14 protein-coding genes, 2 tRNA genes and 3 pseudogenes are annotated in these 16,680 nt (G+C 52.8%); 10 read left to right on the forward strand and 9 right to left on the reverse strand.

The window, feature by feature from the left end; translation table 11 throughout:
* Nucleotides 1–1,164 (reverse strand): 1,3-propanediol dehydrogenase, encoded by a 1,164-nt coding sequence (gene dhaT, locus FDX09_RS17160; RefSeq protein ID WP_121529567.1) that lies wholly within the window; start codon nucleotides 1,162–1,164, stop codon nucleotides 1–3.
* Nucleotides 1,165–1,186: 22 nt separating this feature from the next.
* Nucleotides 1,187–1,615: a heme-binding protein gene (locus FDX09_RS17165; RefSeq protein ID WP_121529566.1), complete on the reverse strand. Its 429-nt coding sequence runs from the start codon at nucleotides 1,613–1,615 to the stop codon at nucleotides 1,187–1,189.
* A 392-nt stretch (nucleotides 1,616–2,007) separates the two neighbouring features.
* Between FDX09_RS17165 and FDX09_RS17170 the strand changes: the two genes are divergently transcribed.
* The 5 genes from FDX09_RS17170 to FDX09_RS17190 all read left to right on the forward strand — a co-directional run bounded on the left by FDX09_RS17170 (nucleotide 2,008) and on the right by FDX09_RS17190 (nucleotide 6,960).
* The gene (locus tag FDX09_RS17170) at nucleotides 2,008–3,675 is read left to right on the forward strand and encodes a propanediol/glycerol family dehydratase large subunit (protein WP_137347599.1); all 1,668 of its coding nucleotides are present in this window, start codon (nucleotides 2,008–2,010) and stop codon (nucleotides 3,673–3,675) included.
* A gap of 11 nt (nucleotides 3,676–3,686) precedes the next feature.
* Nucleotides 3,687–4,271: a propanediol/glycerol family dehydratase medium subunit gene (locus FDX09_RS17175; RefSeq protein ID WP_038634014.1), complete on the forward strand. Its 585-nt coding sequence runs from the start codon at nucleotides 3,687–3,689 to the stop codon at nucleotides 4,269–4,271.
* Between the two features lie 2 nt (nucleotides 4,272–4,273).
* Complete coding sequence (locus FDX09_RS17180; RefSeq protein ID WP_137347600.1) at nucleotides 4,274–4,702, forward strand: diol dehydratase small subunit; 429 nt, start codon at nucleotides 4,274–4,276, stop codon at nucleotides 4,700–4,702.
* A gap of 10 nt (nucleotides 4,703–4,712) precedes the next feature.
* Nucleotides 4,713–6,527, forward strand: a complete 1,815-nt coding sequence (locus FDX09_RS17185) for a diol dehydratase reactivase subunit alpha (protein WP_137347601.1) — start codon at nucleotides 4,713–4,715, stop codon at nucleotides 6,525–6,527.
* Nucleotides 6,528–6,636: 109 nt separating this feature from the next.
* Nucleotides 6,637–6,960, forward strand: coding sequence for a DUF1889 family protein (locus FDX09_RS17190; protein ID WP_001573898.1), 324 nt, complete (start codon nucleotides 6,637–6,639; stop codon nucleotides 6,958–6,960).
* Between the two features lie 148 nt (nucleotides 6,961–7,108).
* On the opposite strand, the gene FDX09_RS23720 is transcribed toward FDX09_RS17190, so the two are convergent.
* Nucleotides 7,109–7,222, reverse strand: a tRNA-Leu gene (locus FDX09_RS23720).
* A pseudogene (locus FDX09_RS17195) lies at nucleotides 7,180–7,642 on the reverse strand (transposase); the annotation flags it as partial. The gene FDX09_RS23720 and the pseudogene FDX09_RS17195, both read right to left, overlap by 43 nt.
* Before the next feature lie 82 nt (nucleotides 7,643–7,724).
* On the opposite strand from FDX09_RS17195, the pseudogene FDX09_RS23960 reads away from it, so the two are divergent.
* From FDX09_RS23960 to FDX09_RS17210, 3 genes and pseudogenes are all read left to right on the forward strand, one after another.
* A pseudogene (locus FDX09_RS23960) lies at nucleotides 7,725–7,863 on the forward strand (IS256 family transposase); the annotation flags it as partial.
* A gap of 100 nt (nucleotides 7,864–7,963) precedes the next feature.
* Nucleotides 7,964–8,986, forward strand: a complete 1,023-nt coding sequence (locus FDX09_RS17205; RefSeq protein ID WP_137347602.1) for an acyltransferase — start codon at nucleotides 7,964–7,966, stop codon at nucleotides 8,984–8,986.
* Between the two features lie 171 nt (nucleotides 8,987–9,157).
* A pseudogene (locus FDX09_RS17210) lies at nucleotides 9,158–9,481 on the forward strand (phage tail protein); the annotation flags it as partial.
* A 149-nt stretch (nucleotides 9,482–9,630) separates the two neighbouring features.
* Here the strand turns inward: FDX09_RS17210 and FDX09_RS17215 are convergent.
* Nucleotides 9,631–9,706, reverse strand: a tRNA-Ile gene (locus FDX09_RS17215).
* A gap of 124 nt (nucleotides 9,707–9,830) precedes the next feature.
* Between FDX09_RS17215 and mug the strand changes: the two genes are divergently transcribed.
* The gene (gene mug / locus FDX09_RS17220) at nucleotides 9,831–10,337 is read left to right on the forward strand and encodes a G/U mismatch-specific DNA glycosylase (protein WP_069324359.1); all 507 of its coding nucleotides are present in this window, start codon (nucleotides 9,831–9,833) and stop codon (nucleotides 10,335–10,337) included.
* A 45-nt stretch (nucleotides 10,338–10,382) separates the two neighbouring features.
* Here mug and rpoD read toward each other — a convergent pair whose 3' ends face one another.
* The 3 genes from rpoD to rpsU all read right to left on the reverse strand — a co-directional run bounded on the left by rpoD (nucleotide 10,383) and on the right by rpsU (nucleotide 14,718).
* The gene (gene rpoD, locus FDX09_RS17225) at nucleotides 10,383–12,227 is read right to left on the reverse strand and encodes an RNA polymerase sigma factor RpoD (RefSeq protein ID WP_038634001.1); all 1,845 of its coding nucleotides are present in this window, start codon (nucleotides 12,225–12,227) and stop codon (nucleotides 10,383–10,385) included.
* A 289-nt stretch (nucleotides 12,228–12,516) separates the two neighbouring features.
* Nucleotides 12,517–14,262 (reverse strand): DNA primase, encoded by a 1,746-nt coding sequence (gene dnaG, locus FDX09_RS17230; RefSeq protein WP_038633998.1) that lies wholly within the window; start codon nucleotides 14,260–14,262, stop codon nucleotides 12,517–12,519.
* A 240-nt stretch (nucleotides 14,263–14,502) separates the two neighbouring features.
* On the reverse strand, nucleotides 14,503–14,718 hold the full coding sequence (gene rpsU / locus FDX09_RS17235) for a 30S ribosomal protein S21 (protein WP_001144069.1): 216 nt from the start codon (nucleotides 14,716–14,718) through the stop codon (nucleotides 14,503–14,505).
* Nucleotides 14,719–14,954: 236 nt separating this feature from the next.
* Here rpsU and tsaD point away from each other — a divergent pair, with 236 nt between their 5' ends.
* Nucleotides 14,955–15,968 (forward strand): tRNA (adenosine(37)-N6)-threonylcarbamoyltransferase complex transferase subunit TsaD, encoded by a 1,014-nt coding sequence (gene tsaD / locus FDX09_RS17240; RefSeq protein WP_038633989.1) that lies wholly within the window; start codon nucleotides 14,955–14,957, stop codon nucleotides 15,966–15,968.
* Nucleotides 15,969–16,055: 87 nt separating this feature from the next.
* Here tsaD and ureG read toward each other — a convergent pair whose 3' ends face one another.
* Entirely contained in the window at nucleotides 16,056–16,673 is a 618-nt protein-coding gene (gene ureG, locus FDX09_RS17245) for an urease accessory protein UreG (protein WP_038633986.1), read from the reverse strand.
* Nucleotides 16,674–16,680 lie beyond the last annotated feature (7 nt).

The following is a 16,680-nucleotide window of genomic DNA, read 5'->3' on the forward strand; positions in this document are numbered from 1 at the left end:
TCAGAATGCCTGACGGAAGATCCCGGCAATTTCTTTCTCATTCCCTTTACGCGGGTTGGAGAAGGCATTGCCGTCTTTCAGCGCCATTTCCGCCATATACGGGAAATCGGCTTCTTTGACGCCCAGTTCGCGCAGATGCTGCGGAATGCCGATGTCGGCGGAGAGACGCGCAATGGCTCGAATGGCTAATTCGGCGGCATCCATGGTGGACAGACCGTCGGTGTTCTCACCCATAAACTCTGCGATGTCGGCAAATTTCTCCGGATTAGCGATCAGGTTATAGCGCGCCACGTGCGGCAGCAGGACGGCGTTTGCTACGCCGTGTGGCATGTCGTATAGACCGCCAAGCTGATGCGCCATCGCGTGAACGTAACCAAGGTTGGCGTTGTTGAAGGCCATACCCGCCAGCAAAGAGGCATAGGCCATGTTCTCGCGAGCTTTCAGGTTGCTGCCCAGCGCTACGGCCTGGCGCAAATTACGGGCGATCAGACGAATTGCCTGGATAGCGGCGGCGTCGGTAACCGGGTTGGCATCTTTTGAAATATAGGCCTCAACGGCGTGGGTCAGGGCGTCCATCCCGGTCGCTGCGGTCAGTGGCGCAGGTTTGCCGAGCATCAGCAGCGGGTCATTAATAGAGACTGAAGGCAGGTTGCGCCAGCTGACAATTACAAACTTCACTTTGGTTTTGGTATTGGTCAGTACGCAGTGGCGGGTGACTTCGCTGGCGGTACCGGCGGTGGTATTCACCGCGACGATCGGCGGCAGCGGATTGGTCAGGGTTTCAATCCCGGCATAGCTATAGAGATCGCCTTCGTGCGTCGCCGCGATACCGATGCCTTTACCGCAGTCATGCGGACTACCACCGCCGACGGTAACGATAATATCGCATTGCTCCTTACGAAAAACTTCCAGACCGTCGCGCACGTTGGTGTCTTTGGGGTTTGGCTCGACGCCGTCAAACACCACCACGTCAATACCGGCTTCACGCAGATGATCGAGGGTTTTATCAACCGCGCCGTCTTTAATGGCTCGCAGACCTTTATCAGTCACCAGCAGCGCTTTTTTACCGCCCAACAGTTTGCAGCGTTCGCCCACGACGGAAATAGCATTCGGGCCAAAGAAATTCACATTTGGCACCAGGTAATCAAACATACGATAGCTCATAATTTACCTTCTTAGATTTAATTTATAATTCAGAGAAACAATTCAGTGCGGTTTGCGCTAATAACATGTCTTGTTCGACAGTACCGCCACTTACGCCGACGGCACCGATTAATTTATCGTTTAATATGACAGGTAAGCCGCCGCCAAAAATAACGATCCGCTGTTGATTCGTTAGCTGTAAACCATATAGTGAGGCACCCGGTTGTACCGCGTCGGTAATTTCATGGGTCCCCTGGTGCAGACAGCAGGCGGTCCAGGCTTTATTCAGTGAAATATCACAACTGGTGACAAACGCGTCGTCCATGCGTTGCATCAGCAGCGTGTTTCCGCCGCGATCCACCACGGAAAAGACCACCGGCACGTTGATCTCAGACGCTTTAGCCTCGACGGCCTGCGCCATTTTTTTCGCAGCCGCTAGCGTAATGGTGGCGATTGGTTGGCTCTTATTCACAGTTTCTCCTGAAAATAGTGTAGGGCTGAGGTCACGAAAATATCGCGAGACAGCTATTTTTTATCATTGGGTTTGGCTTTATTTTGTCGCCACGCGTTATTAAGTCAATAGGGTGAGAATTTCAAAAATATTAATTTGATTTTGCGTATCGGCATTTATTGATAATGATCATTTAACTTCGTCACAATTCTCTCCGGCTATTCCTGAGAACCGTTTCAATATGGAACGATGAATTTTTATTACGTGCCAAATTGGAACGAAATTAATTTTATTTTTTTATTGCTGTGCTCATTTAGAGTTCGGCCATTGCTGATGAAAGGCGAATGCCGGGTGGTGTGTCCCCGGCAATACGGCCCGGCGTCCCTATTTTTTATCTTTTGAGTCCATAAACTATGAGAAGATCAAAACGATTCGAAGTGCTTGCGAAGCGCCCTGTAAATCAGGATGGGCTGATTGGCGAATGGCCTGAAGAGGGGCTGATCGCCATGGAAAGCCCCTACGATCCGGCTTCGTCGGTGAAGGTAGAGAATGGTCGTATTGTTGAGCTGGACGGCAAGAGCCGCGCCGAGTTCGACATGATTGACCGTTTTATTGCCGACTACGGGATTAACGTGGCTGAAACTGAACGGGCAATGCGGCTCGACGCGCTGGAGATCGCCAGAATGCTGGTGGATATCCACGTCAGCCGGGAAGAGATTGTTGCTATTACCACCGCCATCACGCCGGCGAAAGCGGTGGAGGTGATGGCGCAAATGAACGTGGTGGAAATGATGATGGCGCTGCAAAAAATGCGCGCCAGGCGCACGCCATCCAACCAGTGCCATGTCACTAACCTGAAAGATAACCCGGTACAGATTGCCGCCGATGCGGCTGAAGCGGGGATCCGTGGTTTTTCAGAACAGGAAACCACGGTCGGCATCGCCCGCTATGCGTCGTTTAACGCCCTGGCGCTGCTGGTCGGTTCCCAGTGCGGTCGCCCTGGCGTGCTCACGCAATGTTCCGTTGAGGAGGCGACGGAGCTGGAGCTGGGGATGCGCGGGTTAACCAGCTACGCCGAAACGGTATCGGTATACGGTACAGAGTCGGTGTTTACCGACGGCGATGATACGCCGTGGTCAAAAGCGTTTCTCGCCTCGGCCTATGCGTCTCGCGGGCTGAAAATGCGTTATACCTCCGGTACCGGTTCGGAAGCGCTGATGGGCTATTCCGAGAGTAAATCGATGCTCTATCTGGAGTCGCGCTGCATCTTTATCACCAAAGGCGCGGGTGTACAGGGGCTGCAAAACGGCGCGGTCAGCTGTATCGGCATGACCGGCGCGGTGCCGTCGGGGATCCGCGCGGTGCTGGCGGAAAACCTAATTGCCTCAATGCTCGACCTTGAAGTGGCCTCCGCCAATGACCAGACCTTTTCCCACTCTGATATTCGCCGTACCGCCCGTACCCTGATGCAAATGCTGCCGGGTACCGACTTTATCTTCTCCGGCTATAGCGCCGTACCGAACTACGACAACATGTTTGCCGGGTCGAACTTCGACGCGGAAGACTTCGATGATTACAACATTCTGCAACGCGATCTGATGGTGGACGGTGGTCTGCGTCCTGTAACCGAAGAAGAAACCATCGCCATCCGTAACAAGGCGGCGCGCGCCATTCAGGCGGTGTTCCGCGAACTGGGTCTGCCGTTGATTAGCGATGAGGAAGTTGAGGCCGCCACTTACGCTCACGGCAGCAAAGATATGCCCGCGCGCAATGTGGTGGAAGATCTGGCCGCCGTGGAAGAGATGATGAAGCGCAATATCACCGGGCTGGATATCGTCGGCGCGCTAAGCCGTAGCGGCTTCGAAGATATCGCCAGTAACATCCTCAATATGCTGAGACAGCGCGTCACCGGTGATTACCTGCAAACGTCGGCCATTCTGGATCGCCAGTTTGAGGTGGTCAGCGCTGTTAACGACATTAATGATTATCAGGGACCAGGCACCGGCTATCGCATCTCTGCCGAGCGCTGGGCGGAAATTAAAAATATCGCGGGCGTGGTTCAGCCTGGCTCAATTGAATAAGGCGGTACACCGTGGAATGCACAACTGAACGTAAGCCGGTTTTCACCTTGCAGGTAAGCGAAGGCGAGGCGGCTACAGCGGACGAACGCGTAGATGAAGTGGTGATTGGCGTCGGTCCGGCCTTTGATAAGTATCAGCACAAAACCCTGATTGATATGCCGCATAAGGCGATTCTTAAAGAGCTGGTGGCAGGGATTGAAGAAGAGGGGCTGCATGCGCGGGTGGTGAGAATTCTGCGCACCTCGGATGTTTCTTTTATGGCGTGGGATGCGGCTAATCTCAGTGGTTCCGGCATCGGGATTGGTATCCAGTCGAAGGGAACCACGGTGATTCATCAGCGCGATCTGCTACCGCTGAGTAACCTGGAGCTGTTCTCTCAGGCTCCGCTGCTGACGCTGGAAACCTATCGCCAGATCGGTAAAAACGCCGCGCGCTATGCACGCAAAGAGTCGCCTTCGCCGGTGCCGGTGGTCAATGACCAGATGGTGCGCCCTAAATTTATGGCCAAGGCCGCGCTGTTTCACATCAAAGAAACCAAACACGTGGTGCAGGATGCTGCACCCGTCACGCTGCATATTGCACTGGTAAGGGAATGACCATGAACGACAACATCATGACCGCGCAGGATTACCCATTAGCCACCCGCTGCCCGGAGAAAATCCAGACGCCTGGCGGGAAACCGTTAACCGACATAACCCTTGCGAATGTGCTGGCAGGCAAGGTCGGGCCGCAGGATGTGCGTATTTCTCAGCAAACGCTGGAGTACCAGGCGCAGATTGCCGAACAGATGCAACGTCACGCCGTGGCGCGCAATTTCCGTCGCGCGGCGGAGCTGATTGCCATCCCGGATGCTCGTATTCTGGAGATCTACAATGCGCTACGTCCGTTTCGTTCTTCATTCGCGGAGCTACAGGCGATTGCCGATGAGCTGGAGCACACCTGGCATGCCACGGTGAACGCCGCCTTTGTCCGCGAGTCGGCAGAGGTGTATCAGCAGAGAAACAAGCTGCGTAAAGGCAGCCAGTGACGGAGGGCGCATGCCGTTAATCGCCGGGATTGATATCGGCAACGCCACCACTGAAGTGGCGTTGGCGCAGCATGGACGGTTTATTGCCAGCGGGATTGTCGCCACCACGGGCATGAAAGGGACGCGGGACAACATTGCCGGGGTGGTGACCTCCCTGCAGCAGGCACTGGATAAAACGCCGTGGTCGCTTCAGGACGTGGCGAAAATCTGCATCAATGAGGCCGCGCCGGTGATTGGCGATGTGGCGATGGAAACCATCACTGAAACCATCATTACGGAATCGACAATGATTGGCCATAACCCGCAGACGCCGGGGGGCGTCGGCGTGGGGATGGGAACCACCATCAGCGTGGATAAGCTGGCATCACTGAGTGAGGAGCGCTTTGCGCAGGGCTGGATCCCGCTGGTGGGCGAAGAGATTGATTTCCTCGAAGCGGTCTGGCTCATCAATGAGGCGCTGGATCGTGGGATCAACGTGGTGGCGGCGATCCTGAAAAAAGATGATGGCGTGCTGGTGAACAATCGCCTGCGTCGGGCAATGCCGGTGGTCGATGAAGTCACGCTACTGGAGAAGGTTCCGGAAGGTGTGCTGGCGGCGGTGGAAGTGGCGGCTGCAGGGCAGGTGGTGCGGGTATTGTCGAATCCTTACGGCATCGCGACCTTTTTTGCCCTGACGCCGGAGGAAACGCAAACCATCGTCCCTATCGCCAGAGCGCTGATTGGCAACCGCTCCGCCGTGGTGCTGAAAACGCCGCAGGGTGATGTGCAGTCGCGCACGATCCCGGCGGGTAAGATCTTTATTCGTGGCGAAAAGCGCGGCGGTGAAGCCGACGTAGCGCAAGGCGCGCAGGCCATTATGCAGGCGATGAGCGCCTGCGCGCCCGTGTGCGATATTCGCGGTGAAGCAGGTTCGCACGCGGGCGGGATGCTTGAGCGGGTGCGTAAGGTGATGGCCTCGCTGACCGGTCATGACATGAACGCCGTGCATATTCAGGATCTTCTGGCGGTGGATACGTTTATTCCCCGCGAGGTGCAGGGTGGCATTGCCGGTGAATGCTCAATGGAGAACGCCGTTGGCATTGCGGCGATGGTGAAATCTGACCGCTTACAGATGCAGGCTATCGCCAGCGAACTGAGCGCGCGGCTAAACACGCCCGTGGAGGTGGGAGGGGTGGAAGCCAACATGGCCGTGGCTGGCGCGTTAACGACGCCCGGATGCGCCGCGCCGCTGGCGATCCTCGATTTAGGCGCAGGATCCACCGATGCCGCCATTATTAATAGCGACGGCGTAGTGAAGGCGGTACATCTTGCCGGGGCGGGGAATATGGTCAGCCTGCTAATTCAAACGGAACTGGGCTTAAGCGATCCGTTTTTAGCAGAGGAAATTAAAAAATACCCGCTGGCCAAAGTGGAGAGCCTGTTCAGCATTCGCCACGAGAACGGCGCGGTGGAGTTTTTTCGTGAACCGCTCAGCCCGTCAGTATTTGCCAAAGTGGTGTATCTGAAAGACGGCGAGCTGATCCCGGTTGATAACCAGACCTCGCTGGAGAAGATTCGTCTGGTGCGTCGTCAGGCCAAAGAGAAAGTTTTTGTCACCAACTGTCTGCGCGCGTTACGCCAGGTATCACCTGGCGGCTCCATTCGCGATATCACTTTTGTGGTGCTGGTAGGCGGTTCATCGCTGGATTTTGAAATTCCGCAGATGATCACCGATGCGCTGGCGCATTACGGCGTTGTCGCCGGGCAGGGCAACATCCGTGGCACTGAAGGCCCGCGCAATGCGGTGGCGACTGGGCTGGTTTTAGCCGGAGAAGCAAAAAAATAGCGCAGAAAACAGCCGCGCAAGCGTTTAGCTGCGGGGTAAGTCAAAGAAAGGCGATGTTCTCTTTGATATCCCGGCGGAGTTGGGTACATAGTATCAAGGTGTCTCTAACGTGGTTAATTTTAAGGATAAGAGCATGCCAACAGCAATTGAGAAAGCCTTGGATTTTATCGGTGGTATGAACACTTCGGCGTCAGTACCCCATTCAATGGATGAAAGCACCGCTAAGGGAATTCTAAAGTATTTGCATGACTTAGGTGTGCCAGCAAGTCCGGAAGTTGTGATGGCACGGGGTGAGCAGGAGGGATGGAATCCTGAGTTCACGAAAAAAGTGGCCGGATGGGCAGAAAAAGTTGCCTCCGGTAACCGCATCCTTATCAAAAACCCAGAGTATTTTTCAACCTACATGCAGGAGCAGCTCAAAGAACTCGTGTGAGCTGACTATCGAATAAAACGCTAACGGACGTTTCCATCTCTGGATGGCGGCGTCCAGAAGGGTTGCCACATGCAGCTTATTGGGCAGACATATCTAAACGAAAGATTAATAAAAAAGGACCTGCGATTTCTCGCAAGTCCTTGATATTTGGTGGCCCCTGCTGGACTTGAACCAGCGACCAAGCGATTATGAGTTCCTATGGGAACAACTAAAAATCAATAGTTTTGGAAAACTGTACCGGAGGCATCGCTCTGCCACTGCCTGCAACGCGACAATAACGGAGCGGGTTCGTCACGCGTGGTATCCGGACGGTAACGGTAAACCGTTCTGCTCAGGTTCAGACTCTGGCAGGCCTGACGGATACTGAGTCCAAATGTCGTTATCAGATGAGTGACCAGCCCACGCTTAAAGGCAGGTTTTAAAGCTTTTTTCGATAACGTCTTTCAACGCCTGGTTCTTAAGGTTCAGGTCGGCAAACATCTGTTTGAGACGGCGGTTCTCGTCCTCAAGATCCTTGATCTTTTTAATGTCAGAGGTCTCCATGCCGCCGTATCTGGACTTCCAGTTGTAGTAGGTGCTTCAGAAATACGGGCCTCCCGACAGACATCTTTAACGGTTCGTCCGGCTTCAACAGATTGAATTACGGCAATGATCTGATGCTCAGTTAACGGGCTTTACGCATAGCGACCTCCTTTGTTGGCAGATTGATTATGCCGGAGGATCTCTAAATGTGAATGGCACGATTATGCGGATACTTACACTTCTACTCAACAAATGTTATAGAATCGCCAAACAACGATATCCGGGCGATTATAGTTCATGGCAGATGACTTGGTGCGAAACGCTGTTTATCTGGCGAGCAAAGAGTCATCAAAAAAATGGAGTATGCTGATCCAGAACTAGCGGTTGGCTATGAGTCGTTTTATTATCGAGTTCGGTGGTCGCGTGAGCGATCACCTTTGATACGATGGCAGTTACACAAAATTACTGACAGGCTCCGAGAATGAAATTTCAAAGCATACAGGCGCTACGTGCGCTTGCAGCGATAATGGTTATCGTCTTCCACTCATCTATTATCATCCCGCAACCTGATATTAAAGGGACTTTATGGACCATCCCTGGCTTCACAGATTTTGGTTTTTTCGGTGTAAATCTTTTCTTTGTGATATCGGGTTTTATTATCGCTGATGTCTTATCAAAAGAATCATTTTCAATATTGAGCTATTTTAAAAAGAGATTTTTTCGCATCTACCCCCTTTTGTGGGTGTCAATGCTGCTGGGTTTGTATCACTATTATATCTGCAAATGGTTCAGCTATGAGTTCGTTCACTCGACCCAAGTTGATCCATTGGGGCTTATCAAAAGTGCATTGATTTTCCCACAGGCTGACTACCCTTTTTGGCAACCTGCGTGGACCCTAGAGCATGAAGTCATTTTCTATCTTATTGCAGTTATTATCGCACCTTTTTTCGGGTTGCGAGCCCTTGCTATTCTCTTGCTTTGCTTAGGCACAATTGGAAGCATTTTCAACGTTCCTTGGGACTATCACCTTACGGCATACGCACAGATTTACTTTGCAGCAGGTATTGCCGCATATGGACTAAAAAATCAACCTCTATTTCGCTCTGGCGCAGTAGCTTTGATTGCTCTTGGCTTGTCATATGCTCGTATATATGGCGTAATCAACTACGATGAGTGGCTCTTCCATTACACTTTTGCATTTGGCTGGGCCGCGCTAATTGTATCAATGCTACACCTCGAAAAAAATCATATAAAGATTCCTAAAGTGCTTGTTTCAATTGGTGACGCGTCCTACTCACTCTACCTTCTTCACTGGTTATTGATCCCTATAATGGCCACCTTTCGTGACATTTTTGGGGGAAATGCCGAACTATGGAGATGGGGTTTCGTCCTCGTTTCTCTTGGAGTTGCGTTTTTGAGCTACAACTTGTTTGAAAAACCAATAATTTCTTTCAGCCATCGGACGTTTGGAGGATTCTTACATCGAGTTAAGGGTCTTGGCTAAAAAAGATGTGTATCGGGGGTAATGAGAAAGCGTCAGCTGCATCCAATCCTGCACCGGAAGGAAAGAGAAAAAGCGGACATTGTTCCGCTTTTTCTTTTTCCCTGGTTATTGTATAAGATCTTAGCACACCCCATTTAATTTCCCCTCACGGTTGTCGTGCGTGTCGCCGAAGGTGAGGAGGGCACTTCTATCCAATTTGCGGTTACACTTTACCCTGCCACTATCGGCGGTTGTATATCACTGAGGGCTGTTGGTCGGATGGCCAACGATGGCAGGGCTGAGGGTACTGGCAATATTCTCGGAATGTATATCATCGATAAAGTCTCGACTATACACATCGAGTTTTTCAGTGATGACGCGGTCAGAAAGATTGATTTCACACTTTCGCTGAAACGGGGCGATAAATCACTGGTGGCGATGTTTAGCGATCTATCGACTCGGCGCCTCTGCACCCGACTGTCGGTGGCCAGCGGCCATTGTGGCTCTGATAAAATTGTGCTTAATGCCCACCGCGTGTGGTTTTTTTATGTGCTCATGAAAGTGGTGGTAAAAAATCCACCGCCATTTCATCGCCACTCGAAAACAAGATAACAAAAAAGCCACTCGCTAGAGTGGCTTAATTATATGATTATAAAGCTAAAATTTGGTGGCCCCTGCTGGACTTGAACCAGCGACCAAGCGATTATGAGTCGCCTGCTCTAACCACTGAGCTAAGGGGCCGTGGCGGTGGATTATAAAGTAACTCCGCGTCGCAATCCAGACATAAGCGTACGGATGCTGATTTTATAAACAATGTATTATCAGTCCGTTATACTGTTACTCTGATGTATTGTTCGGAGTAATTATGGTTAAGGACATACTGGCACCAGGGCTGCGGGTGGTGTTTTGCGGCATCAATCCGGGGCTATCTTCCGCAGGTACAGGGTTCCCCTTTGCGCATCCCGCTAATCGCTTCTGGAAGGTCATCCATCAGGCGGGATTTACCGATCGCCAACTGAAGCCAGAAGAGGCGCAACACCTGCTGGATTTCCGCTGTGGCGTGACAAAATTTGTCGACAGGCCAACGGTACAGGCTAATGAAGTGAAGCTACAGGAGATGCGTAGCGGTGGCCGTAAGCTTATTGAAAAGATTGATGACTATCAGCCCGCCGCGCTGGCGATTCTTGGCAAGCAGGCGTTCGAGCAAGGCTTCAGTCAGCGCGGAGCGCAGTGGGGAAAGCAGACGCTGACCATTGGCGCGACGCAGATTTGGGTATTGCCAAATCCCAGCGGATTGAGCCGGATAACACTGGATAAGCTGGTGGAGGCGTATCGTGAGCTGGATGACGCGCTGGTCATGCGCGGGATGTAAATAAAAACGCCACCTTGCGGTGGCGTTTGAACTTATACGGCGAGATTAATCGTCGAGGAAGCTACGCAGCACTTCAGAACGGCTCGGGTGGCGCAGTTTACGCAGCGCCTTCGCTTCGATCTGACGGATACGTTCGCGGGTAACGTCGAACTGTTTACCTACTTCTTCCAGCGTGTGGTCGGTGTTCATATCGATACCGAAACGCATACGCAGAACTTTCGCTTCACGAGCGGTCAGGCCAGCCAGAACGTCGTGCGTTGCGGCACGCAGGCTCTCGGTAGTGGCAGAGTCCAGCGGCAGCTCGAGGGTGGTGTCCTCGATGAAATCACCCAGATGCGAATCTTCATCGTCGCCGATCGGCGTTTCCATGGAGATAGGCTCTTTGGCGATCTTCAGCACTTTACGGATCTTGTCTTCCGGCATCAGCATACGTTCAGCCAGCTCTTCCGGCGTCGGCTCACGGCCCATCTCTTGCAGCATCTGACGGGAAATACGGTTGAGCTTGTTAATGGTCTCAATCATATGCACCGGAATACGGATGGTGCGCGCCTGATCCGCGATAGAGCGGGTAATTGCCTGACGGATCCACCAGGTTGCGTAGGTGGAGAACTTGTAACCACGACGGTATTCAAACTTATCAACCGCTTTCATCAGACCGATGTTGCCTTCCTGAATCAGATCCAGGAACTGCAGACCACGGTTGGTGTATTTCTTGGCGATAGAGATAACCAGACGTAAGTTCGCTTCAACCATCTCTTTTTTCGCACGACGGGCTTTCGCCTCACCGATGGACATGCGACGGTTGATATCTTTAACCTGCTCGATGGTCAGGCCGGTTTCTTCTTCAATCTGCTGCAGTTTCTGCAGGCCGCGGTGAACGTCATCTGCCACGTCGTGCAGTTTTTCAGACCACGGTTTGTTCATCGCGATTGCCGCGTTGAACCAGGTTTCGCTGGTTTCATTGCCAGTGAACAGAGTGATGAAGTTTTTCTTCGGCATTTTGCACTGCTCAACGCAGAGCTTCATGATCAGACGTTCCTGAGTACGCACGCGGTCCATCATGACGCGCATGCTGTTTACCAGGTAGTCGAACTGCTTCGGCACCAGGCGGAACTGTTTGAACACTTCAGACAGCTTCTGAATTTCTTCCTGCGCGGCAGCATGGCTGCGGCCTTTGGCCTTGATCGTGTCGCGGGTGATTTCGTACTGGGTACGCAGCTCAGCGAATTTTTCACGCGCTAATTCAGGGTCGATGCTGTTGTCGTCATCGCTGCTGTCGTCGTCATCTTCTTCATCTTCGTCTTCATCTTCATCCATCTCTTCTTGAGAGAGTTCAGAACCGACGTGGGTCGCCGTTGGCGCCATGTCTTCTTCCGCGTTAGGATCGACAAAGCCGGTGATGAGATCGGACAGACGCGCTTCTTCAGCTTCTACGCGATCGTATTGCTCAAGCAGATAGGTGATGGCTTCCGGGTATTCAGCAACGGAGCATTGAACCTGGTTAATCCCGTCTTCGATGCGCTTAGCGATGTCGATTTCGCCTTCACGGGTTAACAGTTCAACGGTACCCATTTCACGCATGTACATGCGGACCGGGTCAGTTGTACGGCCGATTTCGGACTCAACGCTGGACAGAACCTGGGCAGCCGCTTCTTCCGCGTCTTCATCGGTGCTGTTGGAGGTTTCAGCAAGCAGCAGATCATCGGCATCAGGTGCTTCTTCCATCACCTGAATACCCATGTCATTGATCATTTGGATGATGTCTTCGATTTGATCTGAATCGACGATATCTTCCGGCAGATGGTCATTGACCTCGGCATAGGTCAGATAGCCTTGCTCCTTACCACGTTGGACAAGAAGCTTCAGCTGTGACTGCGGGTTTTGCTCCATAAGACGGTATCCACACTTAATTCGTTTGATTGGTGTTGGGCGGTAAAACCGCCAACGGCAAAACGAGGGCATACTTATATTTTGCCGCTGCCTCTCCGTGCGGCTGTCGGGGGCTTCCCGATCGATATTCGGCAGTTAAGCCGTTAAATACTTCATCTTTCACGTTGTCTCTGCGTTAGCTGCGTTCTCTCTTCCTGGTCATGTACTTATGTACACTCCCAGGCGTTCGTTCACTTGCTGCCTTGATACAACGCGAATGATTTTGTCTTTGTTTTGTCTTGTCTTTCTCTTATTTCTTGGCCAGTTCCTGGTTCAGCGTCCAGAGTTCCCGGCGTTCTTCGCTGCTTAAACCGTGTGTGCGCTCACGAGCTATCAACTCTTCCTGGCGCAGTTCAAGCATCGAATCAAACATATGGTTGAGTGAGTCGGTGAAGGTTTTTTCTGCGATATCTTTATCTGCTATATCGTCCCACATCGACAGTTTTTCAAGGGTTGCAGCATCATTTGTGCCACGATAGTGCTCTAAAAGTTGGCCGGTGGTCAGGCCTGGCTGAGCCAGACAAGTGTTGACCAGTTCTCTGAATAAGCCAAGTCCAGGCAGCTTATTGCTGTCCAGCGCGCCTAACGGCGGAACCAGCGGAGCAAGGTCCGGGTTTTGCACCAGCAACCCTATAAGTATACGCATGGTCGTACGTTTTAGCTGTGGAACAGGGCGGGAAGCGCCATTTTCTGCCAGTTTTGGCATTAAACGTTCAAGCTGGCTGTCATCCAGAATGCCGAGCTTGTTTCCCAACTCCTGTCGCAGATAAATGCGCAACGTTTCGCCCGGCACCTGAGTGATCAGTGGCAGCGCCAGCGTGCTGAGCTGCGCGCGTCCGTCCGGGGTACTCAAATCTACCTGTGGCAACAGGCTATTAAATAAAAACGCGGAGAGCGGCAACGCCTGCTCCATCCGGGCTTCGAAAGCCTCTTTCCCTTCTTTACGCACTAACGTATCGGGATCTTCGCCATCAGGTAAAAACATAAAGCGTAGCTGGCGGCCGTCTGTCATATAAGGCAGTGCGGTTTCCAGCGCGCGCCATGCTGCGTCGCGTCCGGCACGGTCGCCGTCGTAGCAGCAAATCACGTTGTTCGTCGCGCGAAACAACAGTTGGATGTGATCGGCGGTAGTTGACGTCCCAAGGGATGCCACGGCGTAGTTAATGCCGTATTGCGCCAGCGCCACCACATCCATATAACCTTCCACCACTAACAGGCGCTGCGGATCGGCGTTATCCTGCTGGGCTTCATAAAGGCCATACAGCTGGCGACCTTTATGGAAAATATCGGTTTCCGGGGAGTTCAGATACTTCGGCAGGGCATCGCCCAGCACGCGTCCACCAAAACCAATGACCCGACCACGTTTGTCGCGGATGGGGAACATCACCCGTTCGCGAAAACGATCGTAACTGCGTCCCTGATCGTTGGTGACCAACATCCCCGCATCGACCAACGATTTGCGATTCTCAGCATTGCCGCCAAACCGTTTCAGGACGTTATCCCAGCCGGGGGGGGCAAAACCAATAGCAAAACGGGTGATAACGTCGCTACTTAATCCTCGCTTTTCCAGGTACTGGCGCGCAGGGGTAGCGGCGGGCTGCATCAAAGACTGTTGATAAAAAGTGTTCAGGCCGTCCATCAATTGATAAAGGCTTTGCCGTTGATGGCGCTCTATCTGACTGGGGCCACTGCCTGCTTCATAGGGCACTTCAAGGTTGTGCATTGCGGCCAGTTCTTCGACGGTTTCCACAAACTCGAGCTTGTCGTAGTTCATGAGAAAGTCGACGGCGTTGCCATGCGCGCCACACCCAAAGCAGTGATAAAACTGTTTTTCACCGTTTACGGTGAAAGAGGGGGTTTTTTCGTTATGGAACGGACAGCACGCGTGATAATTTTTGCCCTGCTTTTTCAGCTTTACCCGCGCGTCGATGAGATCGACGATGTCGGTTCTTGCCAGCAGGTCATTAATAAATACACGTGGAATTCGTCCAGCCATATGCCCCGTTTATTTTGTTATGACTCACATACACAAAATCATTCAGGATGCATCAAGGCGGCAAGGGAGCGAATCCTCAGGAGCGTACATCAGTACGTGACTGGGGTGAACGACTGCAGCCAACGCAGAGGCAGCTTGAATGATGACGTGTATAAACGAAAATAAGCCGCGCATTCCTTCCGGAAGCACGGCCTTACAACTACAACTCAGTCTGAATTGAGAGCTTTAGCTCTCAATGAATTAGTACAGACGAGTACGGCGTGCGTTTTCGCGAGCCAGTTTCTTCGCGTGACGTTTCACAGCAGAAGCTTTAGCGCGCTTACGTTCGGTAGTCGGTTTTTCATAGAACTCACGACGACGAACTTCCGCCAGAACACCTGCTTTTTCGCATGAACGCTTGAAGCGACGCAGTGCTACGTCGAACGGCTCGTTTTCACGTACTTTAATTACCGGCATGTAACTCTCACCTTTAATAAATTCGGTTTGCCGCTGGCATCAACGCCAGCTTATTTCAAAATGGTGCGGAATTTTACTGCAATTGCTGCTGCTTTGTAAAGCACCCACGCGATTTTGAAAGGGACTTTTATAAGGACAAGGAGTATACACGAGGCATGCGCCTGGGGCGAACAAAGTTTTACATCAACCCGCATTGGTCCTACACTGCGCGGTAATAGAGCGAGGTAAAACAAGTCATGCGTGTACTGGGTATTGAAACATCCTGCGATGAAACCGGCATCGCCATTTACGACGATGAAAAAGGTCTTTTAGCCAACCAATTGTATAGTCAGGTGAAATTACACGCTGACTACGGCGGCGTAGTGCCAGAACTGGCCTCGCGCGATCACGTACGTAAAACCGTACCGCTGATTCAGGCCGCGCTGAAAGAAGCGGGGCTCACGGCAAAAGAGATCGATGCGGTGGCGTACACCGCAGGTCCTGGTCTGGTTGGCGCGCTGCTGGTCGGCGCAACCGTAGGACGTTCGCTGGCGTTCGCCTGGGGCGTGCCGGCAATTCCTGTGCACCACATGGAAGGGCATTTGCTGGCGCCGATGCTGGAAGAGAATCCTCCTGCTTTTCCGTTCGTCGCGCTGCTGGTTTCCGGTGGGCACACGCAACTGATTAGCGTCACTGGTATCGGTCAGTATGAATTACTGGGTGAATCGATTGATGACGCGGCAGGTGAAGCGTTTGACAAAACCGCCAAGCTGCTGGGGCTGGATTATCCTGGCGGCCCAATGCTGTCTAAGCTGGCGTCACAGGGTGTGGAAAAACGCTTTGTCTTCCCGCGTCCGATGACCGACCGTCCGGGGCTGGATTTCAGCTTCTCCGGCCTGAAAACCTTCGCCGCGAATACGATTCGTAATAACGAAAATGACGATCAAACGCGTGCAGATATCGCCCGTGCCTTTGAAGATGCGGTGGTTGATACGCTGATGATCAAGTGCAAACGCGCGCTGGATCAAACCGGTTTTAAACGTCTGGTGATGGCGGGGGGCGTGAGCGCTAACCGCACGCTGCGCGCAAAACTGGCCGAAATGATGCAAAAACGCCGCGGCGAAGTGTTCTATGCGCGCCCGGAATTTTGTACCGACAACGGGGCGATGATCGCCTACGCGGGGATGGTGCGTTTTAAAGCGGGCGCAACGGCGGATCTTGGCGTGACCGTGCGTCCACGCTGGCCGCTGGCGGAATTACCGGCGGCGTGAGTTTTTTGCCCGGTGGTGGCTTTGCTTACCGGGCCAACAAAACCGTAGGCCGGGTCAGGCGAAGCCGCCACCCGGCGATAAACCGCGCTACACCCGCAACATTCCTTTCTCTTCCAGAAACGCAATAATCGTCGCCAGACCGTCGCCCGCCTTCAGGTTAGTAAACGTCCACGGACGCTCGCCGCGCATGCGCAGGGTATCGCGTTCCATCACCTCCAGCGAAGCGCCTACGTAAGGGGCCAGATCGGTTTTGTTGATCACCAGAAAATCGGATTTGGTGATCCCCGGCCCGCCTTTACGCGGGATCTTCTCGCCTTCGGCAACGTCGATCACGTAGATTGTCAGATCCGCTAATTCCGGGCTGAAGGTGGCGCTCAGGTTATCGCCGCCGCTTTCCACAAAAATCAGATCCAGGTTGCCGAATTTCTCGCTCAGCGCTTCGACCGCGGCCAGATTCATCGACGCATCTTCGCGGATGGCGGTATGCGGACAGCCGCCAGTTTCCACACCAACGATCCTGTCCGGTTCCAGTGCGCCTGCTTCGGTGAGAATGCGCTGATCTTCTTTGGTGTAGATATCGTTAGTCACGACCGCCAGTTGATAGCTGCTGCGCATGGCTTTGCATAACGCTTCCAGCAGCGCCGTTTTGCCGGAGCCAACCGGGCCGCCAACGCCCACACGCAGGGGATGCTTGTAATCACTCATTTTTTCT

The sequence above is a fragment of the Citrobacter sp. wls717 genome (genome assembly GCF_005280955.1).
In the GTDB taxonomy this organism is placed as follows: domain Bacteria; phylum Pseudomonadota; class Gammaproteobacteria; order Enterobacterales; family Enterobacteriaceae; genus Citrobacter; species Citrobacter werkmanii.

What these genes read in the sequence shown, in the direction of transcription:
- ureG (WP_038633986.1), bottom strand. Translation starts at nt 16,673, where the DNA reads ATGAGTGATTACAAGCATCCCCTGCGTGTGGGCGTTGGCGGCCCGGTT.
- rpsU (WP_001144069.1), bottom strand. Translation starts at nt 14,718, where the DNA reads ATGCCGGTAATTAAAGTACGTGAAAACGAGCCGTTCGACGTAGCACTG.
- FDX09_RS17180 (WP_137347600.1), top strand. Translation starts at nt 4,274, where the DNA reads ATGAACGACAACATCATGACCGCGCAGGATTACCCATTAGCCACCCGC.
- mug (WP_069324359.1), top strand. Translation starts at nt 9,831, where the DNA reads ATGGTTAAGGACATACTGGCACCAGGGCTGCGGGTGGTGTTTTGCGGC.
- FDX09_RS17205 (WP_137347602.1), top strand. Translation starts at nt 7,964, where the DNA reads ATGAAATTTCAAAGCATACAGGCGCTACGTGCGCTTGCAGCGATAATG.
- FDX09_RS17185 (WP_137347601.1), top strand. Translation starts at nt 4,713, where the DNA reads ATGCCGTTAATCGCCGGGATTGATATCGGCAACGCCACCACTGAAGTG.
- dhaT (WP_121529567.1), bottom strand. Translation starts at nt 1,164, where the DNA reads ATGAGCTATCGTATGTTTGATTACCTGGTGCCAAATGTGAATTTCTTT.
- tsaD (WP_038633989.1), top strand. Translation starts at nt 14,955, where the DNA reads ATGCGTGTACTGGGTATTGAAACATCCTGCGATGAAACCGGCATCGCC.
- FDX09_RS17170 (WP_137347599.1), top strand. Translation starts at nt 2,008, where the DNA reads ATGAGAAGATCAAAACGATTCGAAGTGCTTGCGAAGCGCCCTGTAAAT.
- dnaG (WP_038633998.1), bottom strand. Translation starts at nt 14,262, where the DNA reads ATGGCTGGACGAATTCCACGTGTATTTATTAATGACCTGCTGGCAAGA.
- rpoD (WP_038634001.1), bottom strand. Translation starts at nt 12,227, where the DNA reads ATGGAGCAAAACCCGCAGTCACAGCTGAAGCTTCTTGTCCAACGTGGT.